The 19248-nt window shown below is 67.2% G+C and carries 16 protein-coding genes; 10 read left to right on the top strand and 6 right to left on the bottom strand.

Annotated elements, in window-relative coordinates; translation table 11 throughout:
- Positions 1 to 25: 25 nt before the first annotated feature.
- Together HNP60_RS17190 and HNP60_RS17185 are read right to left on the bottom strand one after the other, a co-directional pair.
- The gene (locus tag HNP60_RS17190; protein WP_014077792.1) at positions 26 to 1162 is read right to left on the bottom strand and encodes an LLM class flavin-dependent oxidoreductase; all 1137 of its coding nucleotides are present in this window, start codon (positions 1160 to 1162) and stop codon (positions 26 to 28) included.
- 276 nt (positions 1163 to 1438) lie between these two features.
- Positions 1439 to 2437, bottom strand: a complete 999-nt coding sequence (locus HNP60_RS17185) for a methyltransferase (protein ID WP_184156083.1) — start codon at positions 2435 to 2437, stop codon at positions 1439 to 1441.
- 992 nt (positions 2438 to 3429) lie between these two features.
- Here HNP60_RS17185 and HNP60_RS17180 point away from each other — a divergent pair.
- Both HNP60_RS17180 and HNP60_RS17175 read left to right on the top strand, forming a co-directional pair.
- Complete coding sequence (locus tag HNP60_RS17180) at positions 3430 to 4437, top strand: ABC transporter substrate-binding protein (protein ID WP_184156081.1); 1008 nt, start codon at positions 3430 to 3432, stop codon at positions 4435 to 4437.
- A gap of 113 nt (positions 4438 to 4550) precedes the next feature.
- Positions 4551 to 5627, top strand: coding sequence for an NAD(P)-dependent alcohol dehydrogenase (locus tag HNP60_RS17175; RefSeq protein WP_184156079.1), 1077 nt, complete (start codon positions 4551 to 4553; stop codon positions 5625 to 5627).
- Between the two features lie 51 nt (positions 5628 to 5678).
- On the opposite strand, the gene HNP60_RS17170 is transcribed toward HNP60_RS17175, so the two are convergent.
- Positions 5679 to 6071, bottom strand: a complete 393-nt coding sequence (locus HNP60_RS17170; protein ID WP_184156078.1) for a BON domain-containing protein — start codon at positions 6069 to 6071, stop codon at positions 5679 to 5681.
- A 112-nt stretch (positions 6072 to 6183) separates the two neighbouring features.
- Positions 6184 to 7884, bottom strand: coding sequence for an alpha-glucan family phosphorylase (glgP, locus tag HNP60_RS17165; protein ID WP_184156076.1), 1701 nt, complete (start codon positions 7882 to 7884; stop codon positions 6184 to 6186).
- 201 nt (positions 7885 to 8085) lie between these two features.
- Between glgP and HNP60_RS17160 the strand changes: the two genes are divergently transcribed.
- From HNP60_RS17160 to HNP60_RS17130, 7 genes are all read left to right on the top strand, one after another.
- Complete coding sequence (locus tag HNP60_RS17160) at positions 8086 to 8628, top strand: acyltransferase (protein WP_184156074.1); 543 nt, start codon at positions 8086 to 8088, stop codon at positions 8626 to 8628.
- A gap of 53 nt (positions 8629 to 8681) precedes the next feature.
- Positions 8682 to 9674 (top strand): polysaccharide pyruvyl transferase family protein, encoded by a 993-nt coding sequence (locus HNP60_RS17155; RefSeq protein WP_184156071.1) that lies wholly within the window; start codon positions 8682 to 8684, stop codon positions 9672 to 9674.
- A gap of 1 nt (position 9675) precedes the next feature.
- On the top strand, positions 9676 to 9861 hold the full coding sequence (locus HNP60_RS17150) for a hypothetical protein (RefSeq protein WP_184156069.1): 186 nt from the start codon (positions 9676 to 9678) through the stop codon (positions 9859 to 9861).
- A 111-nt stretch (positions 9862 to 9972) separates the two neighbouring features.
- Positions 9973 to 11424, top strand: coding sequence for an efflux transporter outer membrane subunit (locus tag HNP60_RS17145; protein ID WP_184156067.1), 1452 nt, complete (start codon positions 9973 to 9975; stop codon positions 11422 to 11424).
- Between the two features lie 15 nt (positions 11425 to 11439).
- Positions 11440 to 12801, top strand: a complete 1362-nt coding sequence (locus HNP60_RS17140) for an efflux RND transporter periplasmic adaptor subunit (protein WP_184156065.1) — start codon at positions 11440 to 11442, stop codon at positions 12799 to 12801.
- Positions 12794 to 13531: an ATP-binding cassette domain-containing protein gene (locus tag HNP60_RS17135; protein WP_184156063.1), complete on the top strand. Its 738-nt coding sequence runs from the start codon at positions 12794 to 12796 to the stop codon at positions 13529 to 13531. The genes HNP60_RS17140 and HNP60_RS17135 overlap by 8 nt, the downstream gene beginning before the upstream one ends.
- Before the next feature lies 1 nt (position 13532).
- Positions 13533 to 14741: an ABC transporter permease gene (locus HNP60_RS17130; RefSeq protein WP_184156061.1), complete on the top strand. Its 1209-nt coding sequence runs from the start codon at positions 13533 to 13535 to the stop codon at positions 14739 to 14741.
- 39 nt (positions 14742 to 14780) lie between these two features.
- Here HNP60_RS17130 and HNP60_RS17125 read toward each other — a convergent pair whose 3' ends face one another.
- Complete coding sequence (locus HNP60_RS17125; RefSeq protein WP_184156059.1) at positions 14781 to 16343, bottom strand: tannase/feruloyl esterase family alpha/beta hydrolase; 1563 nt, start codon at positions 16341 to 16343, stop codon at positions 14781 to 14783.
- Positions 16344 to 16486: 143 nt separating this feature from the next.
- Here HNP60_RS17125 and HNP60_RS17120 point away from each other — a divergent pair, with 143 nt between their 5' ends.
- Entirely contained in the window at positions 16487 to 17725 is a 1239-nt protein-coding gene (locus HNP60_RS17120; RefSeq protein WP_221414673.1) for an SGNH/GDSL hydrolase family protein, read from the top strand.
- 91 nt (positions 17726 to 17816) lie between these two features.
- Here the strand turns inward: HNP60_RS17120 and HNP60_RS17115 are convergent, their stop codons facing one another.
- The gene (locus tag HNP60_RS17115) at positions 17817 to 19244 is read right to left on the bottom strand and encodes an efflux transporter outer membrane subunit (protein ID WP_184156057.1); all 1428 of its coding nucleotides are present in this window, start codon (positions 19242 to 19244) and stop codon (positions 17817 to 17819) included.
- Positions 19245 to 19248: the final 4 nt, after the last annotated feature.

Below are 19248 nucleotides of genomic sequence, written 5' to 3'. Positions count from 1 at the left end.
CCGGCTCTCGTCATTTCCCGATCGCTCAGACGCGACCGCCGCTGGCCACGGCCTTGTCGATCGCGCTCTGATTGGCGCCGCTGAAGGCTTCGCGATTTTCGTAGACCCAGTCGAAGGAACGCTCGCGGCGCGCGTTGGTGCGGTTGAAGCGAGGCATCACATAGCGCATCAGCAGCTCGTAGGACCGCTTGGTCGCCTCGAAGTCCATCCAGTTCGTGCCGGTCAGCAGCAGGCAGCCGAAACCGCCGGTGCGATCCCACAGCTCTTCAAGATAGGCCACGGCATCGTCGGGCGTGCCGACCAGCCCGCCGCGTGCGGCAAGGATCTTTTCGGGATCGTGGCCGCCCTTGGCGCGCGTATCGGCATAGGTCTTGGGATTGAGCGCTTCGAGATAGGACAGCCAGGGCTCCAGCCCGAAGGACATGGCCTTGACCGCATCGGCACGCGATTCCGCGAGGTGGAAGGAAACGACCACGCGCAGATTCTCGCGATCGAGGCGGTTGCCATATTCGGTGCCGGCTTCCTCGGCCACGGCCCAGCTCGCCTGCACGTCGCCCGCGCCATGAGTGAGGATGCCCATGCCATAGCGGCCGGCAAGGCGCGAACCTGTCGGCGTGCGGGAGGTCGCGACCACCAGCTGCGGCCGGGGGTGGCTGTACGGCGCGAGCTGCAGGTTCGCGTTGCGCAGCGTGAACCAGTCGCTCTCATGGGTGACGATCTCGCCGTCGAGCAGCCGGGTGATGATGTCCACGCCCTCGACCAGCCGGCTCCGCTGCTGCTCGGGCGCGATGCCGAGCATGGCCGCGTCGGAAACCAGCATGCCGGGGCCGAAGCCGAACATGGCTCGCCCGCGCGTCTGGTAGTCGAGCTGCACGATCCGGTCCGCGACCATGTAGGGATTATGGTAAGGCACGGAGATCACCCCGGCGCCGAGCATGATCCGCGAGGTCCGCTCGGCGGCGGTGGCGATGAACAGTTCGGGCGAGCCATAGATCTGCATGCCGCCGGAATGATGTTCGCCCATCCAGACTTCCGAATAGCCCAGATGTTCGAGCCACTGCACCAGCTCAAAGTCCCGCTGCATGCACAACGTGACATCCTCGTCATTCCCGTGATGGGGGGGCAGGAAAACACCCGTCCTGACGCGACGATCCTCGACCAAGCAACTTCTCCCTCATGATCCGTCTTTGCGGCGGCGCGCAAGGACACCTGTCCTCCCAATATGCCGATCGACCTGACGTGGCAACAAATTTATAATCGACTATAAAAATATGAAGACGTGGGAGCCGGTGGAAGATTGGCCGGCATGAGAGGATTCGGAGGTCATTCACGTCCCTGCTGTCTGAATAGCTTACCCTCACACGAGGCGGCGGCCATCCCCAGTCCATTCAAATAAATTATCCGATATATTGAATTAATTTACAGGAGTTGCGCGGGGTCAGTTCGCCCGGCTTTCGATGGCCCAGCAGCCGTCGATGAGCGGGTGGGCCTCGCCCGGCGTGAAGCCGCCTTCCCGCAGGAGCGCATGGAACTCCGCCAATGTCCGCTCTCTTCCGCTGATCGGCATCATGACCAGGTCGGTTCGCATGACCGACTCGTCCTGCGGCGTGATCCGGTCCGCCACGATCCGTTCGACGATGATCGCGCTGGCGCCCGGCGCCAGTGCCGCGCGGCAGTTCGCAAGGATATGGCGGCAGTCCGCATCGGGCCAGTCATGCAGGATATATTTGATCACCAGACAGTCGGCGCCGGCAGGCACGCTTTCGAAGAAGCTGCCGCCGACAAATGCCGCCCTCGCGCCCACGCCGGCCTCGTCCAGATAGCGCAGCGCACCCTCGCCGATCGCCGCGAGATCATAGATCTGCCCGCGCAGATCGGGATTGGCCCGCAGGATCTCGGCCAGCACGGCACCATAGCCGCCGCCCAAGTCGATGACCTGGCGATAGCCGGAGAAATCCAGCGTGCGGACGAGCGCCTGCGCAATGGCACGCGATTGTTCCGCCATGGCGCGGTTGAAAGCATCGGATGCGGCAGGGTCGGCATGCATGCCCTCAAAATCGCCATTGCCGCGGCCGGGCTTACCGGTTCGCAAGGTTTCCCCGATCGTTTCCAGCGATTTCCAGATCCTGTCGCCCCAGAGCAGTGCCATGCCGCGCAACGAATCCGGCCGGTCCCCCCGCAGGCGCTCGCCCGGCCCCGAAGCCGTGAAGACGTCCCCTCCCTGATGATGGCAGAGGCCCAGAGCCGCCAGTGCCCGCAGGATGCGCAATGTGGTTTCGGGATGGAGGTCGAGTTCGCGCGCCATCTCGCCGGCCGTGCGCGGCTGCGCATCGAGCCTGTCGATCAGGCCGGCGCGAATGCCTTCGCAGATCAGCCGCGTGCGCCACGCGCCGGTGATCGCATCGACGATCTGCCTGGTTTCCGCTTCGCTTCCCATATCCTCTCCCTCCTGTTCTGTAATTTATATTGATATATAAATAAGGGATGGTCAATCGAGCTGAGCGGCGAAACGGATTGACAGGAGCCCGGATCGCGCGGGGACATTCCGGTTCGAAGCGCTCGTCCAGTCGCCAGAAGGTCAGACAGGGGAATCGGAGGCTCGGACGTTTCTCTCCTGTCGAGAAGCGGAGCCGGCGCTGGGCCGGCCGATTCGCGGCGCGGTGGCGAGGCCGCTGCCAGGAGGCGGAAGGGTAGAGACGGTCCGTGCGAGCATTCAGCGATGGTCCGGCCATGCCGTTCCAACAGAGCGCTGCGCTCTGGAAGTTTACAAAGATGACGATACGTCGGTGTCATCTTCCGTTTCCGTGACCTTTGCGGCTGTGCCCGTGACGCGGATGCCAGAGCCTGTCCCGGTGAGCCCGTGCGGCCTGACCGGATGACAAAAGTCCTTCAACAAGAATGAGCCGTGCATTGCCCTGTCTCCGTCGATGGGAAGAGGCGTCCGCAGGGCTGCCACGGCGGAGGGACTGTAGGACAGGGAAAAGCGAGGCCCAGAGGCAGGGCGTGCATAGTCGCCCGAACCGGCCGGTCCCCTCCGGTGCCATCCGCCCCCGCAGGCGGGAGCAAGGCTGTCGGGCCGGGATCGATGGTGTCCGAACGACAAAGCTCAGGAAATCCGGGCCAGTCCGTTCCCTCGCATTGGTCCATGCCCCCGGGGTAGCCGGGCAAATCTGCGCGGTTCGCCTGGACGGCATCCCATTCGAACGATGAAGGCGTGGGAGCCACCCGAGCAAGGCTCCGATCGACCCCGGTTACGCATCCGCGCCGCCGGGGGGGCGAAGACCGCCGTCCGTTCCTTCAATATTCAATGATAGTAGAATATCTTGCGATGGCAAATCTGTCTCGCTATGCACGACGTGCAGGTCGAAGCTCCTCTGCTCACGGCGAACGTGATCCAAGAAGGAGTGCCCTGGAACGAGGAGAGGCGGCGTGAGTCAGGCATTCTTCGCGAGGCGCCCACGGCTTGGAGCGCGATGTGCGTCCGTTCTGGCGATCCTGCTCGCCGCCAGCGGCGCGGCGGCGTCCCAGGCGGAGGAGGGCCGCGACCCGCTGCGCATTTCCGGCATGTTGCAAACCATCGAACTGGCGCCCGTGCATGTCGCGGCCGACCGCATCTACCCGGGTGGCGCCGCGGTGCGAAATGGCGGCATCCCCATCCTCTTCCTCCCGCCGGAAGAAAAGCCTTCGCATGTCGCGACCCATGCCGAGACCCAGGCGCTGCGCAATTCGCTCAGCCGCCCGGACTTGCGGATCATCCTCACGGTCGCGCGCGGGCATTACCGGATCGTCGCTCGCCGTTCCTCGGGCATCGAGACGCTGGCGGATCTGCGCGGCAAGCGCATTGCCACCATGGGGCCGACCTCGGCCGGCTTCTATCTGCACAATGTGCTTGCGTCCGCCGGATTGTCCGAGGCGGACGTACGCATCGTCAACGTCCCGCGCCCGCAGGAGATTTCCCGCTCCATCATCGCGAAGGAAGCGGATGCGCTGGTCATCTGGGAGCCGGAAATGCAGCGCGCGGTGGATGCGCTGGGCGACGACGCGATCCTATTCCAGCCGGACGTGGGCTATGACGAATTGTTCAATCTCAATACCACTGCGGGCAATCTGGCCGATCCGCACCGCCGGGCGCAGATCGTGCGTTTCGTCGCGGCGCTGATGCGCACGTCGCGCGAGGCGAAGGCGGACCCGACGCTCGCGATCCAGATGGTGGCCGACAAGACGGGCTATCCCGTCGACCTGATCCGCAAGGCCTGGCCCCACCACAGTTTTCCCGCGGCGCTCGCGCCGGATCTGCTCGACGTTCTCGTGCGGGAGGAAGCGTGGCTCGCCCGGCAGGAAGGCCGGCCCGCGCGCGATCGGGACGCGCTCGCGAGACTCATCGATCCCAGCGTCGCCCGCGATGCGCGCGCGCTGCTGGAGCGTGAACCGGGCTGACGGAGCCCAACTCGGCGGACCAGTCAGGACCCTGCGCAATCCGGTACATTACCGAGCGCCCCGCGTGCTCCAGCCGCTAGAATGGGCCGGGCAAGAGCGGACAGGAGACGGACATGGCCCAGAAAATGCGCGCGGCGATCTTCATAGAACCCGGCCGGATCATCCTTGGCGAGAAGCCTGTCCCGGATGTCGGGCCGCTGGATGCGCTCATCCGGATCACGACCACCACCATCTGCGGAACGGACGTCCACATATTGAAGGGCGAGTATCCGGTGGCGAGTGGGCTCACCATCGGCCACGAGCCCGTCGGCGTGATCGAGAAGCTGGGATCGGCAGTGACCGGCTATGTGGAGGGGCAGCGTGTGATCGCAGGCGCCATCACGCCCTCGGGCTGGTCCAACGCGTCGCTCGATGGATGCCATGCCCAGTGCGGTGCCGGCACGCGCCATGGCTGGAAGGCCATGGGGGGCTGGCGCTTCGGCAACACGATCGATGGGGCGCAGGCGGAATATCTGCTGGTGCCCGATGCCATGGCAAATCTCGCGCCGATCCCTGACGGGCTGACGGACGAGCAGGTGCTGATGTGTCCCGACATCCTCTCGACCGGTTTCAGCGGCGCCGAGTCGGGCAAGATCCGGATCGGCGACACGGTGGCCGTGTTCGCGCAGGGGCCGATCGGGCTTTGCGCCACGGCGGGTGCCCGGCTGATGGGCGCATCCGAGATCATCGCGGTGGAATCGCTCCCGGCTCGTGCCGCTATTTCGCGGAAGATGGGCGCGGATCATGTGGTCGATTTCACGAAGGAGGACCCGGTCTCGGCGATTCTCAGGATCACCGGCGGCCGGGGCGTCGACGTGGCGATCGAGGCGCTCGGTACGCAGGCGACGTTCGAGGCGGCGCTGCGGGTGCTGCGTCCCGGCGGCACGCTGTCGTCGCTCGGCGTCTATTCGACCGATCTGACCATTCCGCTGGACGCCTTTTCGGCGGGCTTGGGCGACAACAAGATCGTCACGACATTGTGCCCTGGCGGCAAGGAGCGCATGCGCCGGCTGATGGCCACGGTGGAGTCCGGCCGGGTCGATACCGGCGCACTGGTCACGCATCATTTCGGGCTGGATGATATCGAGACCGCTTATGATCTCTTCGCGCATCAGCGCGACGGCGTGCTGAAGGTGGCGATCCGTCCCTGAGCAAAGCCGGCGGCGGCAGAGGCTGGCGGGGCCGGTGCCGCTGCTGGCCCTTCAGTCGCAGCAGGGCATGTAGGCACCGGAGGCGGGGTTCAGGCAGATCAGCTGATCGCGTACGTCGGTGACGCCGGGGGTCTCCCGCGCGATGGCGCTGATCGCACGGTGCGCCTGCATGGTCGGTACGATCCCGAGAAGCTGGACGGTTCCCTTGCAGACGCGGGCCTTGGTCAGCACGCCGGCAATGCCTTTCTCCCTGATCGCAGCGGCGATCTTCTCGGCAATGGCGTGGTCCGCCTCGCTGCACCACTGGCGCGATGCCGACAGGATCTCCGCCAGCGCGGCATGATAGCGGTCGAGCGCCAGGTTGCCGGAGACATTGGCGCGCAGGGCGGCTTCGATGGCGCGCGCGATGTCCGGATCGAGACAGACTTGGTTGGGCTGCGTCATGGGTCACCTCCCCTGCGAGTCCTGTGGGCCTGCTGTCGGCCATGATGATCATGGGCCGGTGCGCGGCCAGCGTCCTTGACCTCGATCAACCGTCATGCCCCGCAGGGCAGGGTCATCGCAGATAGGCCTCCGTCGCGTAGCGCCGCATCATGCGCTGGCTGTTGAAATAGGCGGCAAGCTTGCTGATCGACTGCTTCATCATCCAGATCCACCGTTCCCGGTCGTCATGGAAGAGCGGCAGGACGGTCCCTTCGAGCTTCCCGAACAGCTCGTCCGCGTGGCGTTCGCCATCCAGGTCGGTCCTTGAGCCGATCGCCCAGCCGGTCACGCCCTCGATGCATCCTTCCGCCCACCAGCCGTCCAGCACGCTGAGGTTGAGCACGCCGTTCACGGCGGCCTTCATGCCGCTGGTCCCGGATGCTTCCATGGGCGGCAGCGGTGTGTTGAGCCAGATGTCGGCGCCCGCGACCAGCAGCTTGGCGATGTCGATGTCGTAATTGGGCAGGAATGCCATGGTGATCTGGCCTTTCATCCGCGCGATATGGTCATGAATGTCGGCGATCAGGCGCTTGCCTTCCTCGTCCTGCGGGTGGGCCTTGCCCGCCATCACGATCTGGAAGGGGCGGTTGCGGTGAATGGCGAGCAGGCGCTCCATGTCGCTGAAGATGAGGTCCGGCCGCTTGTAGCCGGTCATGCGGCGCGCGAAGCCGATCGTCGGCAGGTGGGGGTCGAGCGACACGCCGGTGCGCTCCAGCGTCAGCGTCACCAGATCCGCCCGTGCGGCTTCATGCGCTTGCCAGACGGCCTCGTCGGGAAGCTGGTCCGCCAGCGCCAGCACTTCCGGCTCATGGGACCAGTGCGGCAGAAGTGACGCGAACAGCGCGGCGAGGCGCGGATGGGCCCAGGTGCCGACATGCACGCCATTGGTGATCGCGCGCACCCGGTAGCCCGGAAACATCCGGGCCGTCGTCGCGGCGTGGCTTCGGGCAACGCCGTTCACATAGCCGCTCAGAGCCAGGGCCAGCCGCGTCATGTTGCATGTTTCCTCCCCGGCGAAGCGCTTGAGCTCATCCACGTCGATGAAGCCGTCGAGCGTGCGGTGGACCAGCTCGTAGGGGAAGCGGTCATGCCCCGATTCGACCGGGGTATGGGTCGTGAAGATGCAGCGCTCGATGACCCGCTCGGCGTCGTGGCGCGTCTGCGAACTGTCGGTGCGATCGCTCCGCCATGGGTAGCGGCGCAGCAGCTCGATAGTGAGGAGCGCCGAATGGCCTTCGTTCATATGGTAGCTCTGTATGTCGAAGCCGAGCGCCTGCAGGATGCGGACGCCGCCAATGCCGAGCACCGATTCCTGCCGCAATCGATAGTCCTGTCCGTCGCCGTATAATGCTGCCGTGATGGCGCGGTCGGCAGGGTCGTTCTGCTCGATGTCGGTATCCAGCAGGATGACGGGGACCTGCGTTCCCAGCGGCGATTCCTGGATGTAGAGCCACGGGCGGATCCAGACCTGCCGTCCCTCCAGCCGAATGGCGATCATGGCATCGAGCGGGACGGTCCATTGCGCGGGGTCCCACGGATCGGGATAGTCGATCTGACGGCCATCGGCATCGATCTCCTGGCGCAGATAGCCTGCCCGGCTGGCCAGCGAGACGAAGACGACCGGTATCTGGAGATCGGCGCAGGAGCGCGCGGTATCGCCGGCCAGCACGCCCAGACCCCCGCTATAAGTGTGCATTTCGGCCCGCAGCGCGATTTCCATGGTGAAGTAGGCGATGTGCGTGCTGGCCAGGAATGAATCGAGAGGATGTGTCATCGGGCGCTCCGTCCGGCGGGAGGCTGCCCCCGTTCCGCGCGCCGGTCCTTGCCCTTGATCAAAGCGGGCGACGCGCAGCGATATGCCGAGCCACCGTCCCTTCAGGCTTGGTCTGTTCCTGCTGGCAGACTGATGTTCCTGTTGTCAGACCTGCGAGATTCGGCTAGCAAAAGCGGGGGCTGGCCGGGGAGCAGATCGGCGATGTGGGGACGTCTGATGCTGCATTGGGGGCAGCATAAGCTCAAGCGCGCCAACGTGCTTTGCGAGGGCCGCATCGATTTGCGCGGCAAGCCGGTCGATGTCCGCAACGAGGGGTCGATCACGCTGGGCGAAGGCGTGCGGATCTTCGGAACGCTCGATGCCGTGGGCCTCATCGCGGCGAAGGGCGGCGCCATCAAGGTCGGCAAGCGCGTCCTGCTCAACACCGGTGTGCGCATCTATGCCGAGAGCGCCGTCACCATCGGCGACCATTGCCTCATCGGCAACAACAGCGTGCTGTGCGACGCCAATTTCCATGCCGTGCATGAGGGCAGCGCGGCATCGGTCCGGCCGATCACGCTGGGTCGCAATGTCTGGCTGGCGCGCGGTGTGGTGGTGTTGCCCGGGGTGAGCATCGGGGACCATGCCGTGATCGCGGCGGGATCGGTTGTCGACCGGGACGTGCCGGCCAAACAGCTCTGGCGAGGCAATCCTGCCACTTATGTCAAGGACGTGCGGGCGAGCGACAGCTTCGTGAGGCGTTGACGGCGCGGCCGGCTGGCTTCACGGCAGGCGCATCTTCGTCGATAAGGCCCGGCATGAATCATATCGAGATCATCGAACGGCAGCGTGCGGCGCTGCATGAGGCCGTACGGCCCTTCCTCCGGCAGGGGGACTCCTATGCGCTGCTCGACTTTCCCGATTACGCCAATGTGGGTGACAGTGCGATCTGGCTCGGCGCATCCAGCCTGTTGAGATCGCTGGCGGGCCGGGACGCGTCCTATGCCGCCAGCCATAAGGATTTCTCGCTGGACGCGCTGGTCCGCCACTGCCCGCAAGGGCCGGTGTTCATCATCGGCGGCGGCAATTTCGGCGACATCTACCCGGCCCATCAGCAATTGCGCTGGACACTGCTTCGGCATCTGCCGGACCGGGTGATTGTCCAGCTTCCGCAGTCCATCCATTTCGATGGGGAGGAGGGCGCCCGGGAGACGGCGGCGGCGATTGCCGCTCATGGCCAGTTCCATCTCATGGTCCGCGATCGCGCCAGCGCGGCTTTCGCGCAATCGCATTTCGATTGTCCCGTGATCCTGGCGCCGGATTGCGCGTTCGCGCTCGGGCCGCTGCCCCGCCCGGTGACGCCGGATCGTCCGCTCGTCCTGCTGCTGCGCAGCGATGGCGAGCAATCGGGGGAGGAATATGCGCCGTTCGACAGCCTCGGCACGACGCCCGTCGATTGGGCGCGGTTGCCGGCGATGCCGGCGGATGTGTGGCGGCAGGCAAAGTGGAAGGCACTGCGCAGCGGGCGTTGGTCCCGCATGGCTCGCCACATCGAGGTGCTGAATGCCCAGGCCCGCTGGCGGCTGGATCGCGGGCTTGCCTTGCTGGCGGCGGGCGAGACCGTCATCACGGATCGCCTGCACGGCCATATCCTGAGCATCCTGCTGGGCATCCCCCATGTCGCACTGGATAATCGCACCCGCAAGGTGAGCGCTTATCATGCCCTCTGGCTCGAAGGGCTGGACAATGCCTGCGTCGCCGGTGATGCCGCCACGGCAGTCGTGGCGCTCTCGCGGCTGGGGAGGGAGTGAGATGCGCACTTTCTGGAGACGGGCCGCCCAGACGATCCTGATGTGCGCCGGCGCCATCCTGTTCCTGTCCGGCGCGATTGCCCTGATGCGGCAGTTTCCGGGCTGGGAGCCGGCCATCGGGGGGATGGCCGCCGCGCTTTCCCTTGGCTGGACGGCGATCGTGCTGCGCCTCGTCCCGCTCGACTGATGCGTCGGGGAAATGGCCGCGGCTCCCGGCATCGGCTGATTTCCGCTTCGTAACACTTTGCGACAATTTGCCGCTGGACGAAGGCCCCGCCCGTTCCCCATGGATAGAGCCATGAAGCGCATGTCCTCGTTGCTGGCGGCTGTCATCCTGCTGCCTTCCTGCAGTGCCGGCCCCGCGTCCCCTCCGCGCAGCGCGAGTGCGCTGGGGGTTCCGGATGGCTGGTCCGTCACGGCGGCGTCCGGCGTGGAAGATCTTACGGCTTGGTGGCGCCGCTTCGATGATCCGGTGCTGACTGGCCTCGTCGAGCAGGCCGCGGCCTCGAACCTCGATATCGCCCAGGCGGTCGCCCGGCTCCGTCAGGCGCGCGAGGCGCTGGTGGTGAGCGGCGCATCCCTGCTGCCGAGCGTCAACGGCTCGGCCGGGTTCAGTCGCACCGAGCCGGTGCGCGGTGGTGGCTCGACGATCACGCTGCCGGACGGCTCGGTGACCACTATCGACGGCGGCGGCCGGAGCAATTTCTCGCTCGGGCTGGATGCCAGCTATCAGGTGGACCTGTTCGGCGGGCTGCGCAGCGCGGTCGCGGCGAGCCGCGCGCAATATGAGGGCGCGGGCTTCGATTATGCAGCCGTGATCCTTTCCGTGGAGAGCGAAGTCGCGCGCAACTATGTACTCGCCCGGGCGCTGCAGGCGCAGATCGCGAACGCGCGGGCCAATCTCGCCATTCAGGACGACAATCTGGAGATCGCCGGCTTCCGGGTGCAGGCGGGCCTGGTCTCCTCGGTGGACGCCGAGCAGGCGCGCGCGAGCCGGGCGCAGACGGCCGCCACACTACCCGCGCTTGAGCAGCAATATAATGCCGCGGTGTCGCGTCTCGGCGTGCTGACCGGGCAGGCGCCGGGCGCGGTGAAACCGGTGCTGGAGCAGCCCACGCCTATTCCCGACGGGCCGGACGATGTGGCGATGGGTATTCCCGCCGATGTGCTGCGCCAGCGGCCGGACGTGCGCTCCGCCGAGAGCGCGCTTCTTGCCGCCAGCGCGCAGATCGGCGTGGCGCGCGCGCAATTGCTGCCCTCGCTCAGCATCGGCGGCAATCTTGCGTCCAATGCGAGCAATGCGGGCAGCATCCTGGACACCATCACTGGCGGCCTCTTCGCCAGCATCGGGCAGGCGCTGTTCAGTGGTGGCCGGCTGCAGGCGCAATATCGCGCCAGCCGGGCGGCGGCGGACGGTGCCTTCGCGGCTTACCGGTCGGCCGTGCTGTCCGCGCTGGAGGATGTCGAGAACGCGTTCGTGGCGCTGCGTGCCGCCCGGGAGCGGGAAGGGCAGTTCGCCACCGCGCTCGATGCCGCCAGCGCATCGGCGCTGCTGGCGCGCGACCAGTATCGCAGTGGCCTCACCGATTTCACGACGCTCAATGCGCAGGAAGCCGCACTCGTCTCCGCGCGCAACGGCCTCGTGCAGGCGCAGGCGGACAAGGCGTCCGCGCTCATCGCTCTTTATGCGGCGCTTGGCGGCGGGTGGGATTCATCCGCCGCGCCCGTTGCGCCGGCTCCATCCAGATGACCGGGAACAGGATCAATGGCTGACCAAGACCTCGATGCCTTTCTGGGCGTGAAGCCACAACCGGCGTGGCGCCGTCATCTGAAATGGGTCCTCCTCGCGCTGGGCCTGCTCGTCCTGTTGTGGCTCGCGCTGCGCTTTTTCGGCGGTTCCGACGCGCCGCGCTATGTCACCACGCCGGTCGAGCGCGGGCACCTCGTCACGACCGTCTCCGCGACCGGCAAGCTCGCGCCAACCAATCAGGTGACGGTCGGCTCGCAATTGTCGGGCCTCGTGGTGCGCGTGCTGGTGGACGTCAATGATCGGGTGGCCGAGGGCCAGCCGCTCGCGGAGATCGATCCCGAGCAGATCGAGGACCAGATCCGGCAGGGCCGCGCCCAGCTCGCCGCGAACCAGGCGCAGGTCGGGCAGGCGGAAGCGACGCTGGCGGAAGCCAAGGCGCAACTTGCCAGGCTGGAGGAAGTCGCCCGGCTGTCGGGTGGCCGCGTGCCATCGGGCACGGAGCTGCAGGCGGGTCGCGCCAACATGCAGCGCGCGCAGGCGGCGCTCAAGGTGGCGCAGGCCAATGTGCTGGCCAGTCAGGCGTCATTGTCGCAAAGCCAGACCCAGCGCGCGCGGGCGATCATCCGCTCGCCCGTCTCGGGCGTCGTGCTGGCGCGTCAGGTCGATCCCGGCCAGACCGTGGCGGCGTCGTTCAACACGCCCACTCTGTTCGTCATTGCCGAGGACCTCTCCAAGATGAAGCTGGAAGTCGCCATCGACGAGGCGGATGTCGGTGCCGTGAAGGAAGGGCAGAGCGCCACCTTCACCGTGGATGCCTTCCCCGGCAGGACTTTCCCGGCGACGATCACGCGCGTCGACATCGGCTCCAATCTCTCGGCTTCCACGGCGAGCGCTTCCTCGACGACTGCCTCGACCGCAGCCACGAGCAGCCAGGTGGTGTCCTATGCGGCGGATCTCTCCGTCGCCAATGCCGAGCTGGAGCTACGCCCCGGCATGACCGCCACGGCGGACATCGTGACGTCGGACAAGCAGAATGTCCTGCTCGTTCCCAATGCCGCGCTTCGCTTCACGCCGTCCGTTCCGGTGGCCGGGCAGAGCAGTGGCATCACCGGCGCGCTTTCGATCGGTCCGCGCCGCCGCAACAACACGGAACGATCCGTCACGCTCGAGCGCGGCGCGGTGCAGACGGTCTATGTGAAGGGCGAGGACGGGCAGCCGCGCGCCGTGCAGATCACCACCGGCGACACGGACGGCACACGCACGGAAGTGCTCTCGGGCGACCTCAAGCCCGGCATGGAAGTGATCGTCAGCCAGCTGAGCGGCGCGGCGGCAGCGGCGGCGGGCGGGGCATCGCGGCGGGGAGGCGGCGGTGGCTGATCCGCTCGCGCCCCCCGGGACGTCAGCCGATCCCTTCATTTCGCTGCGTGGCATCACCAAGGTGTACGGCGCCGGGCCGACCGCCTTCCAGGCGCTGAAGGGCGTGGATCTGGACGTGGCCCAGGGCGATTTCGTCGCGGTCATGGGGCCGTCCGGTTCGGGCAAGTCCACGGCGATGAACATCATCGGCTGTCTCGACGTGCCGACCAGTGGCGCCTTCCTCTTCAGGGGCATCCATGTCGAGACGCTTACCCAGGACCAGCGGGCCCTGCTGCGGCGGCGCTATCTGGGCTTCGTGTTCCAGGGCTTCAATCTGCTCTCGCGAACCTCGGCGCTGGAGAATGTCGAGCTGCCCCTGCTCTATCGCGGCGACCCGAAGACGCAGCGGCGCGATGCCGCCATGGCCGCGCTGGACAAGGTGGGGCTGCGCGAATGGTGGGACCACACGCCCGCCGAGCTTTCCGGTGGCCAGCAGCAGCGGGTCGCGATCGCGCGTGCCATCGTTACCAATCCCGACGTGCTGCTGGCCGACGAGCCGACCGGCAATCTGGACAGTGCGCGTTCGGTAGAGATCATGGAGCTGCTCGCCAGCCTCAATCGCGATGCCGGCATCACCGTGCTCATGGTGACGCACGAGCCGGACATGGCCGAGTTCGCGCGCACGATCGTCCATTTCAAGGATGGGCTGGTCGATCGCGTCGAGACGAATGGCGTCACGGGAGCGCACTGAGATGCTCGGCACCACCTTCATGCTCGCGCTGCGCTCGATCCTGCGTCACAAGCTGCGGTCCTTCCTGACCACGCTCGGCATCATCATCGGCGTCGCGGCGGTGGTGACGATGGTGACGCTGGGCAAGGCGACGACCGTCGCCGTGCAGCAGCAGATCGCCGCGCTCGGCACGAACATCCTGCAGGTGCGGCCGGGACAGGGCTTCGGGCGCGGCGGTGGCGGACCCATGCCGCCCAATTTCGATCCGGCGGACGTGACGGCGATCCAGCAGCAGATTTCCGGCGTGACGGCGGTTGCCCCGCAGACGCAGGCGACGGCGACGGCCATCTACGAAGGCGCGAACTGGTCGACCACGATCAACGGCACTACCTCAGCCTATTTCCAGGTCCAGCCCTGGGATCTCACGGCCGGGCGGCTGTTCACCCCGGCCGAGGAAGCGGCCGGCAAGGCGGTGTGCATCCTGGGCGCCACGGTGGAGAAGAACCTGTTCCGGGGCGAGAGCCCGATCGGCAAGCGCTTCCGCATCGGGGATGTGAGCTGCGATGTCGTCGGCACGCTGGCCACGCGCGGGCAGGCGGGGTTCGGCGGCGATCAGGATGATGTGGTCATCATGCCGATCAAGACCGTGCAGCGGCGCTTCACCGGCTCGACCGACATCCGCGTGATCCTCGTGGGCGTCGATCAGGATTATTCGACGACGCAGGTCCAGTCCGCGCTCACGGGCCTGCTGCGCGACCGCCGCCGGATCGGCGACGGGCGCGAGGATAATTTCAACATCTTCGACACGCGGCAGATTTCCGACACACTGACCGGCACCACGACGCTGCTCACGCAGATCGTCGCCGCCGTGGCTGGCATCAGCCTTGTCGTGGGCGGCATCGGCATCATGAACATCATGCTCGTCTCGGTGACGGAGCGCACGCGCGAGATCGGCATCCGCCTCGCCATCGGCGCCGTCGCGCGCGAGGTGTTGATGCAGTTCCTCGTCGAGGCGGTGGTTCTCTCGTGCCTGGGAGGTGTGGTCGGCCTGATGCTGGCACAGCTCGCCATTGCCGTCGCCACGCCGCTCATGCAGGTGCCCTGGACCTTCGATCCCCAGATCAACGCCTTCGCCTTCTTCATCTCGGGCCTGATCGGCGTGGTCTTCGGCTATTTCCCGGCCCGGCGCGCTGCCGGCCTCAATCCCATCGACGCCTTGCGCCACGAATAAGCGGGGGCCGCGTGCGGGCGGCTCTCGGTGAAGCGGGGCTCAGTCAGCCGGCGCGCAGATGAAATTCTGTTCCTCATCGGTGCTGCCGGTGCCCTTGTATTTGGCGATCTGCGGGAAAGGGCATAGCGGTCGCGACATGGGCGGCTGGGCCGGCGCTCCCGGAAAGCCCGGGCCGCGCGTGGCGACGATGCGCGTGGGTGCCGTCCCCTCGCTTGCCCAGCGATCGATCACGCCCAGCGTATCGAAGGCGGAGGGACCTTCTCCGCCCGCACAATGGTCCATGCCCGGCGCCATAAAGAGCCGCAGCGAGTCCTCGACCTGCTGTGCGGGCAGCGCCTCGCGCAGCGCGGCATGGAAGGCGAGGGTGTTCGTCGCGGGAATCAGGCCGTCGTTCCAGCCATGGCTCAGCAGCAGCTTGCCACCACGCGCGAAGAAGGGGGCGAGGCCGTCCGGCGGCACGTTCAGGATCGCGCTGCCGAAGCTGCGGGCCTTTTCGAGGTCGGCGCCATAATCCATGGTGCGCCAGTCCCAGTCGGGCTGGTCGCCGAAGACGAGCATCGAGAAATAAGTGGTGGCGACGGGGAAGGGCGCTGGCCCGCCGGTCAGCATGGCCATCTGCATCTCGCTGCCGCGCGGGAAACCGGGAAGCAGCAGCACGCCGCTCCTGGGATCGCGCACGCCCTCGTAGATCGCGCGCAGGGCCGTCACCTGATCGCCGTTCAGGCAATCGCCGTCCTGCCCGGGCTTGCACTGAATCGTGGCGGGGTCGAAACGGCAGATGTCCGGTCGGGAGACGAGGCCGTCCTTCAGCCCGTCCTCCGCGTCGCATTGCGCGATCACGGCCTTGTGCGCCAGCGCCAGCTTTTCCGGGGTCAGCGCGGCGGAGGGGGTGCGCAGCGCCTGCCAGCCGGTCCACATGCTTTGCACCATGAGATCGGTCATCGGATTGGCGGGCGCCATAGCGGAAATCGCGTCGAAATCCTCCGGATAGCGATAGGCCGCCATCAGGCCCTGCCGCCCGCCGGTAGAGCAGCTGTTCCACAGCGAGAGGGCCGGCGCCTTGCCGTAGAAATCCCCGATTGCCTGCTTGGCGGTGCGCGTCATCAGGTGAACGGCGCGATGGCCGAAATCGACGAGCTTCTCGGGATGCCCGATCGCGAATTCGGCTGTCAGGCCATTGCCGACATGCCCTGTGTCGGTGGAAGCGACGGCATAGCCCCGCGCGAGCGGCTCCGCCATCTGCGCATAGCTGATCTGCCCGGCCCAGATGCCATTGCCGATGCCCACGAACTTGCCGTTCCATCCCTCGGCAGGCAGCCAAACTTCCACCTTGATGTCGGAATCCGGCGTGGGCGTGAGCGTGGCGCGCACGCGGCAGAAGGCGGGCAGGCCCTTGTAGGCGGCATTGGCGACGCCGGGCGGCGGCCCGAAGGGCGATGGCGGCGCCTCGAACGCTCCGGCCGCGACGACCTCTGCCGACGTCACTTCGCCATGATCGATCCTGCTGCTTGCCAGCTCTGCGCATTGCTTCGCGGCGGCAGGACAAGCGATTGCCATCGCGCAGCTGCTGGCGGCCATGGCCATCCATGATTTGCCGATCATCCCCGGGCCTCTCCTCTTCCCGTATATCTTTGCTTGCACTTTGCGGGACAAGCATGGACAAAGTCAACAAGATCGTCCCGGGACGGCGCTGGCGCAGAGGACGCAGCACCATCGCCGGACGGCGCATATGGGGAGGGAAAAACATGCGGTGGAGAGCGTGGATTGGGCTGGGGGCGCTGTGCCTTGCCGGCATGAGCGGGCCCGCGTCGGCTGAATGGATCACCAGCTGGGCCGCCGCACCGCTGCCGCCCACGCCGGCCATGGGGCCCATCCCCGCGACTCCGGCTTTCGAGAACCGCACATTGCGCCAGATCGTCCGCCTGTCGGCGGGCGGGCAGGCCGTCCGCCTGCGCCTCACCAATGCCTATGGTGAGAAGGGGCTGGCGATCGGGGCGTCGCGGATCGCGCTGCTGGACGAGGCGGGCAGCGAGATAGCGGGGACCAGCCGGATGCTCAGTTTCGGCGGACAGAAAGCGGCGATAGTGCCCCAGGGCGCGCCTCTGCTGAGCGATCCGGTCCCGCTCGCGGTGCCAGCGCTCGCGCGCATGGCGATCACGCTCTACCTGCCGGAAGCGACCGGGCCCTGCACGTGCCATGCCACCGGCCTTGATCGCCTGGAGATTTCGGAGCCGGGCGATTTCTCCGCCGAGCCGTTTGCGCCGGCGCAGGTCGGTTCGGTCCGCGCTTTCCTCGCCTCGGTGGAAGTCGATGCGCCGCAAGGGACCGCCACGATCGCCGTGCTGGGCGATTCGATCTCGGATGGCGTGGGCTCGACTCCGGAGAAGAACCGCCGCTGGCCGGATCTGCTGGCGGAGCGGCTGGCCGCGCGGGGAGGGGCGGCGTGGGGTGTTGCCAATCAGGGGATCAGCGGCAATCGCGTGCTGAACGGAGGCATGGGCGAGAGCGCGCTGGCGCGGTTCGACCGGGACGTGCTTTCGCTGCCGGGCGTGAAGGCGGTCATCATCTTCGAGGGTGTGAATGATCTCGGCATCGGCCACGCCCGCCTTGAAGGCACACCGCCGGCCTTCTTCACCCAGTTCGGCGGTCGCGGTGTCACGGGCGAGCAGATCATCGAGGGCTACCGACAACTGATCGCGCGAGCGCATGGCCGGGGCATCCGCGTCTATGGCGCCACCATCGCGCCCTACAAGGGCGCTACTTACTGGTCGGAAGCAGGCGAAGCGGAGCGTGTGAAAGTCAATGACTGGATTCGGACCAGCGGTGCGTTCGACGCCGTGCTGGATTTCGACCGGGCCCTTGCCGATCCTGCCGATCCTCAGCGCATGGCGCCGGGCCTGCACATGGGCGATTTCCTGCACGGCAGCGACGAAGGCTATCGCAGGCTGGCGCAGTCCATTGATCTCTCGCTCTTCGGGCACTGAAACAGCCGGCGCGAAAGCGTGACCGGATGCATGCGGGAACCGAGGTGAGCGACAGGGACCGCTCTTGCCTCAGGCTCCCGCTCCTATTGCGTTACGATGCCGCGAGCCGGGTGCTGTCGGACCATCCACCGCCGAGCGCGCGGAAGACGTCGATCTGCGCCTGCGCGACGAAGGCGTCCTGCTGCGCGAGCGCCGCCTCGGCTTCCGCGAAGGTCCGCTCGGTGTCGAGCAGTTGCAGCGAGTCGATCGCTCCCTCACGCTGCTGGGCGCGCGTGATGCGCGCGGCGACCTCGGCGGAATCGCGGGCCGCCTTGAGCGACTGCCGCCGCTCCAGCGCGCGGGCATAGTTGGAAAGCGCGGTCTCGGTCTCCTCCAGCGCGCGCAATACCGCGCCGTCGAAGGCGGCGAGCGAGGCTTCGCTGTCGGCGCGGGCACCGGCGATGCGGGCGCGGTTGGCTTCCTGGTTGGGGAAGGCCCAGCTGATCAGCGGCCCGAGCAGCCAGCGCAGTGGCCCGGCGCCGAACGCGTCGGCAATATCCGGCCCGGTCGAGCCGACCGATCCGCCCAGCGTCACGCGCGGATAAAGGTCCGCCGTCGCCACGCCGATCCGCGCGGTATCGGCCGCAAGGCGCCGTTCCGCGGCGCGCACGTCCGGGCGCCGGGCAAGCAGCGCGGTGCCGTCGCCGACCGGGATCGGCGATGTGATCTCGAGGCCGATGGAGCGCTGCCCCGCAATCTCCGGCAGGGCGGAAGGTGTCCGGCCCGTGAGCGTGGCGAGCCGGAACAGGGCAGCCTGCCGCCCCGCTTCCAGCCGTGGGATGTCCGCCGCCCGCTGGTCCCGGAGCGTCGCGATGCGGGCGACGTCGAGCGATGTGGCGAGGCCGGCTTCCCGCCGCTGGCGCGTGAGGCCCAGCAGCCGGTCGAGCAGGCTGACGATCTCGTTCGTCACCTTGAGCTGCGCCGCGCCCGCGGCCGCGTCGGCATAAGCGCGCGTGGTGTCGGCGACGACGGCGACCCGCACGGCATCGGCATCGGCGGCGGCCGCGTCGGCATCACCGCGCGCCGCTTCCACGCCCCGGCTCACCCGGCCGAACAGGTCGACTTCATAGGAGACGCTGAGGCCACCATCGACGGACCAGTTCTCGCGCGGCATGCCCGGCAGGCGCTGTATCGCGGGTGACCGGCCATAGGTTGCGCCCGCATCGATGCTCGTCTGCGGCAGCCGGTCCGAGCGGGCGCCGCGCAGCGTTGCCCGGGCCCGTTCCAGCCGTGCCACCGCCACGCGCACGTCCGTATTGGCGGCGAGCGCATCGGCGATGAGGCCGTCGAGGACCGGGTCCTCGTAGAGGCGCCACCAGTCGGCCTGAATGTCCGCCTGCGCGAAGGCAGGGGAGGTGGCGGAAACAAAGGGGCCGGAGGACGTCGGGGGGGGCGTAGGGGCGACGTAGTCCGGCCCCGCCGCGCACGCTGAAAGCGCCAGCGCGGAAACCATGGGCAGAAGGAAATGAGAGGCTTTCATGGGG

It is taken from the genome of Sphingobium lignivorans (genome assembly GCF_014203955.1).
Lineage (GTDB): Bacteria > Pseudomonadota > Alphaproteobacteria > Sphingomonadales > Sphingomonadaceae > Sphingobium > Sphingobium lignivorans.
This window is presented reverse-complemented; position numbering and strand designations above follow the sequence as displayed.

What these genes read in the sequence shown, in the direction of transcription:
- HNP60_RS17145 (WP_184156067.1), top strand. Translation starts at nt 9,973, where the DNA reads ATGAAGCGCATGTCCTCGTTGCTGGCGGCTGTCATCCTGCTGCCTTCC.
- HNP60_RS17185 (WP_184156083.1), bottom strand. Translation starts at nt 2,437, where the DNA reads ATGGGAAGCGAAGCGGAAACCAGGCAGATCGTCGATGCGATCACCGGC.
- HNP60_RS17160 (WP_184156074.1), top strand. Translation starts at nt 8,086, where the DNA reads ATGTGGGGACGTCTGATGCTGCATTGGGGGCAGCATAAGCTCAAGCGC.
- HNP60_RS17170 (WP_184156078.1), bottom strand. Translation starts at nt 6,071, where the DNA reads ATGACGCAGCCCAACCAAGTCTGTCTCGATCCGGACATCGCGCGCGCC.
- HNP60_RS17115 (WP_184156057.1), bottom strand. Translation starts at nt 19,244, where the DNA reads ATGAAAGCCTCTCATTTCCTTCTGCCCATGGTTTCCGCGCTGGCGCTT.
- HNP60_RS17125 (WP_184156059.1), bottom strand. Translation starts at nt 16,343, where the DNA reads ATGATCGGCAAATCATGGATGGCCATGGCCGCCAGCAGCTGCGCGATG.
- HNP60_RS17140 (WP_184156065.1), top strand. Translation starts at nt 11,440, where the DNA reads ATGGCTGACCAAGACCTCGATGCCTTTCTGGGCGTGAAGCCACAACCG.
- HNP60_RS17120 (WP_221414673.1), top strand. Translation starts at nt 16,487, where the DNA reads ATGCGGTGGAGAGCGTGGATTGGGCTGGGGGCGCTGTGCCTTGCCGGC.
- HNP60_RS17150 (WP_184156069.1), top strand. Translation starts at nt 9,676, where the DNA reads ATGCGCACTTTCTGGAGACGGGCCGCCCAGACGATCCTGATGTGCGCC.
- HNP60_RS17155 (WP_184156071.1), top strand. Translation starts at nt 8,682, where the DNA reads ATGAATCATATCGAGATCATCGAACGGCAGCGTGCGGCGCTGCATGAG.
- HNP60_RS17175 (WP_184156079.1), top strand. Translation starts at nt 4,551, where the DNA reads ATGGCCCAGAAAATGCGCGCGGCGATCTTCATAGAACCCGGCCGGATC.
- HNP60_RS17130 (WP_184156061.1), top strand. Translation starts at nt 13,533, where the DNA reads ATGCTCGGCACCACCTTCATGCTCGCGCTGCGCTCGATCCTGCGTCAC.
- glgP (WP_184156076.1), bottom strand. Translation starts at nt 7,884, where the DNA reads ATGACACATCCTCTCGATTCATTCCTGGCCAGCACGCACATCGCCTAC.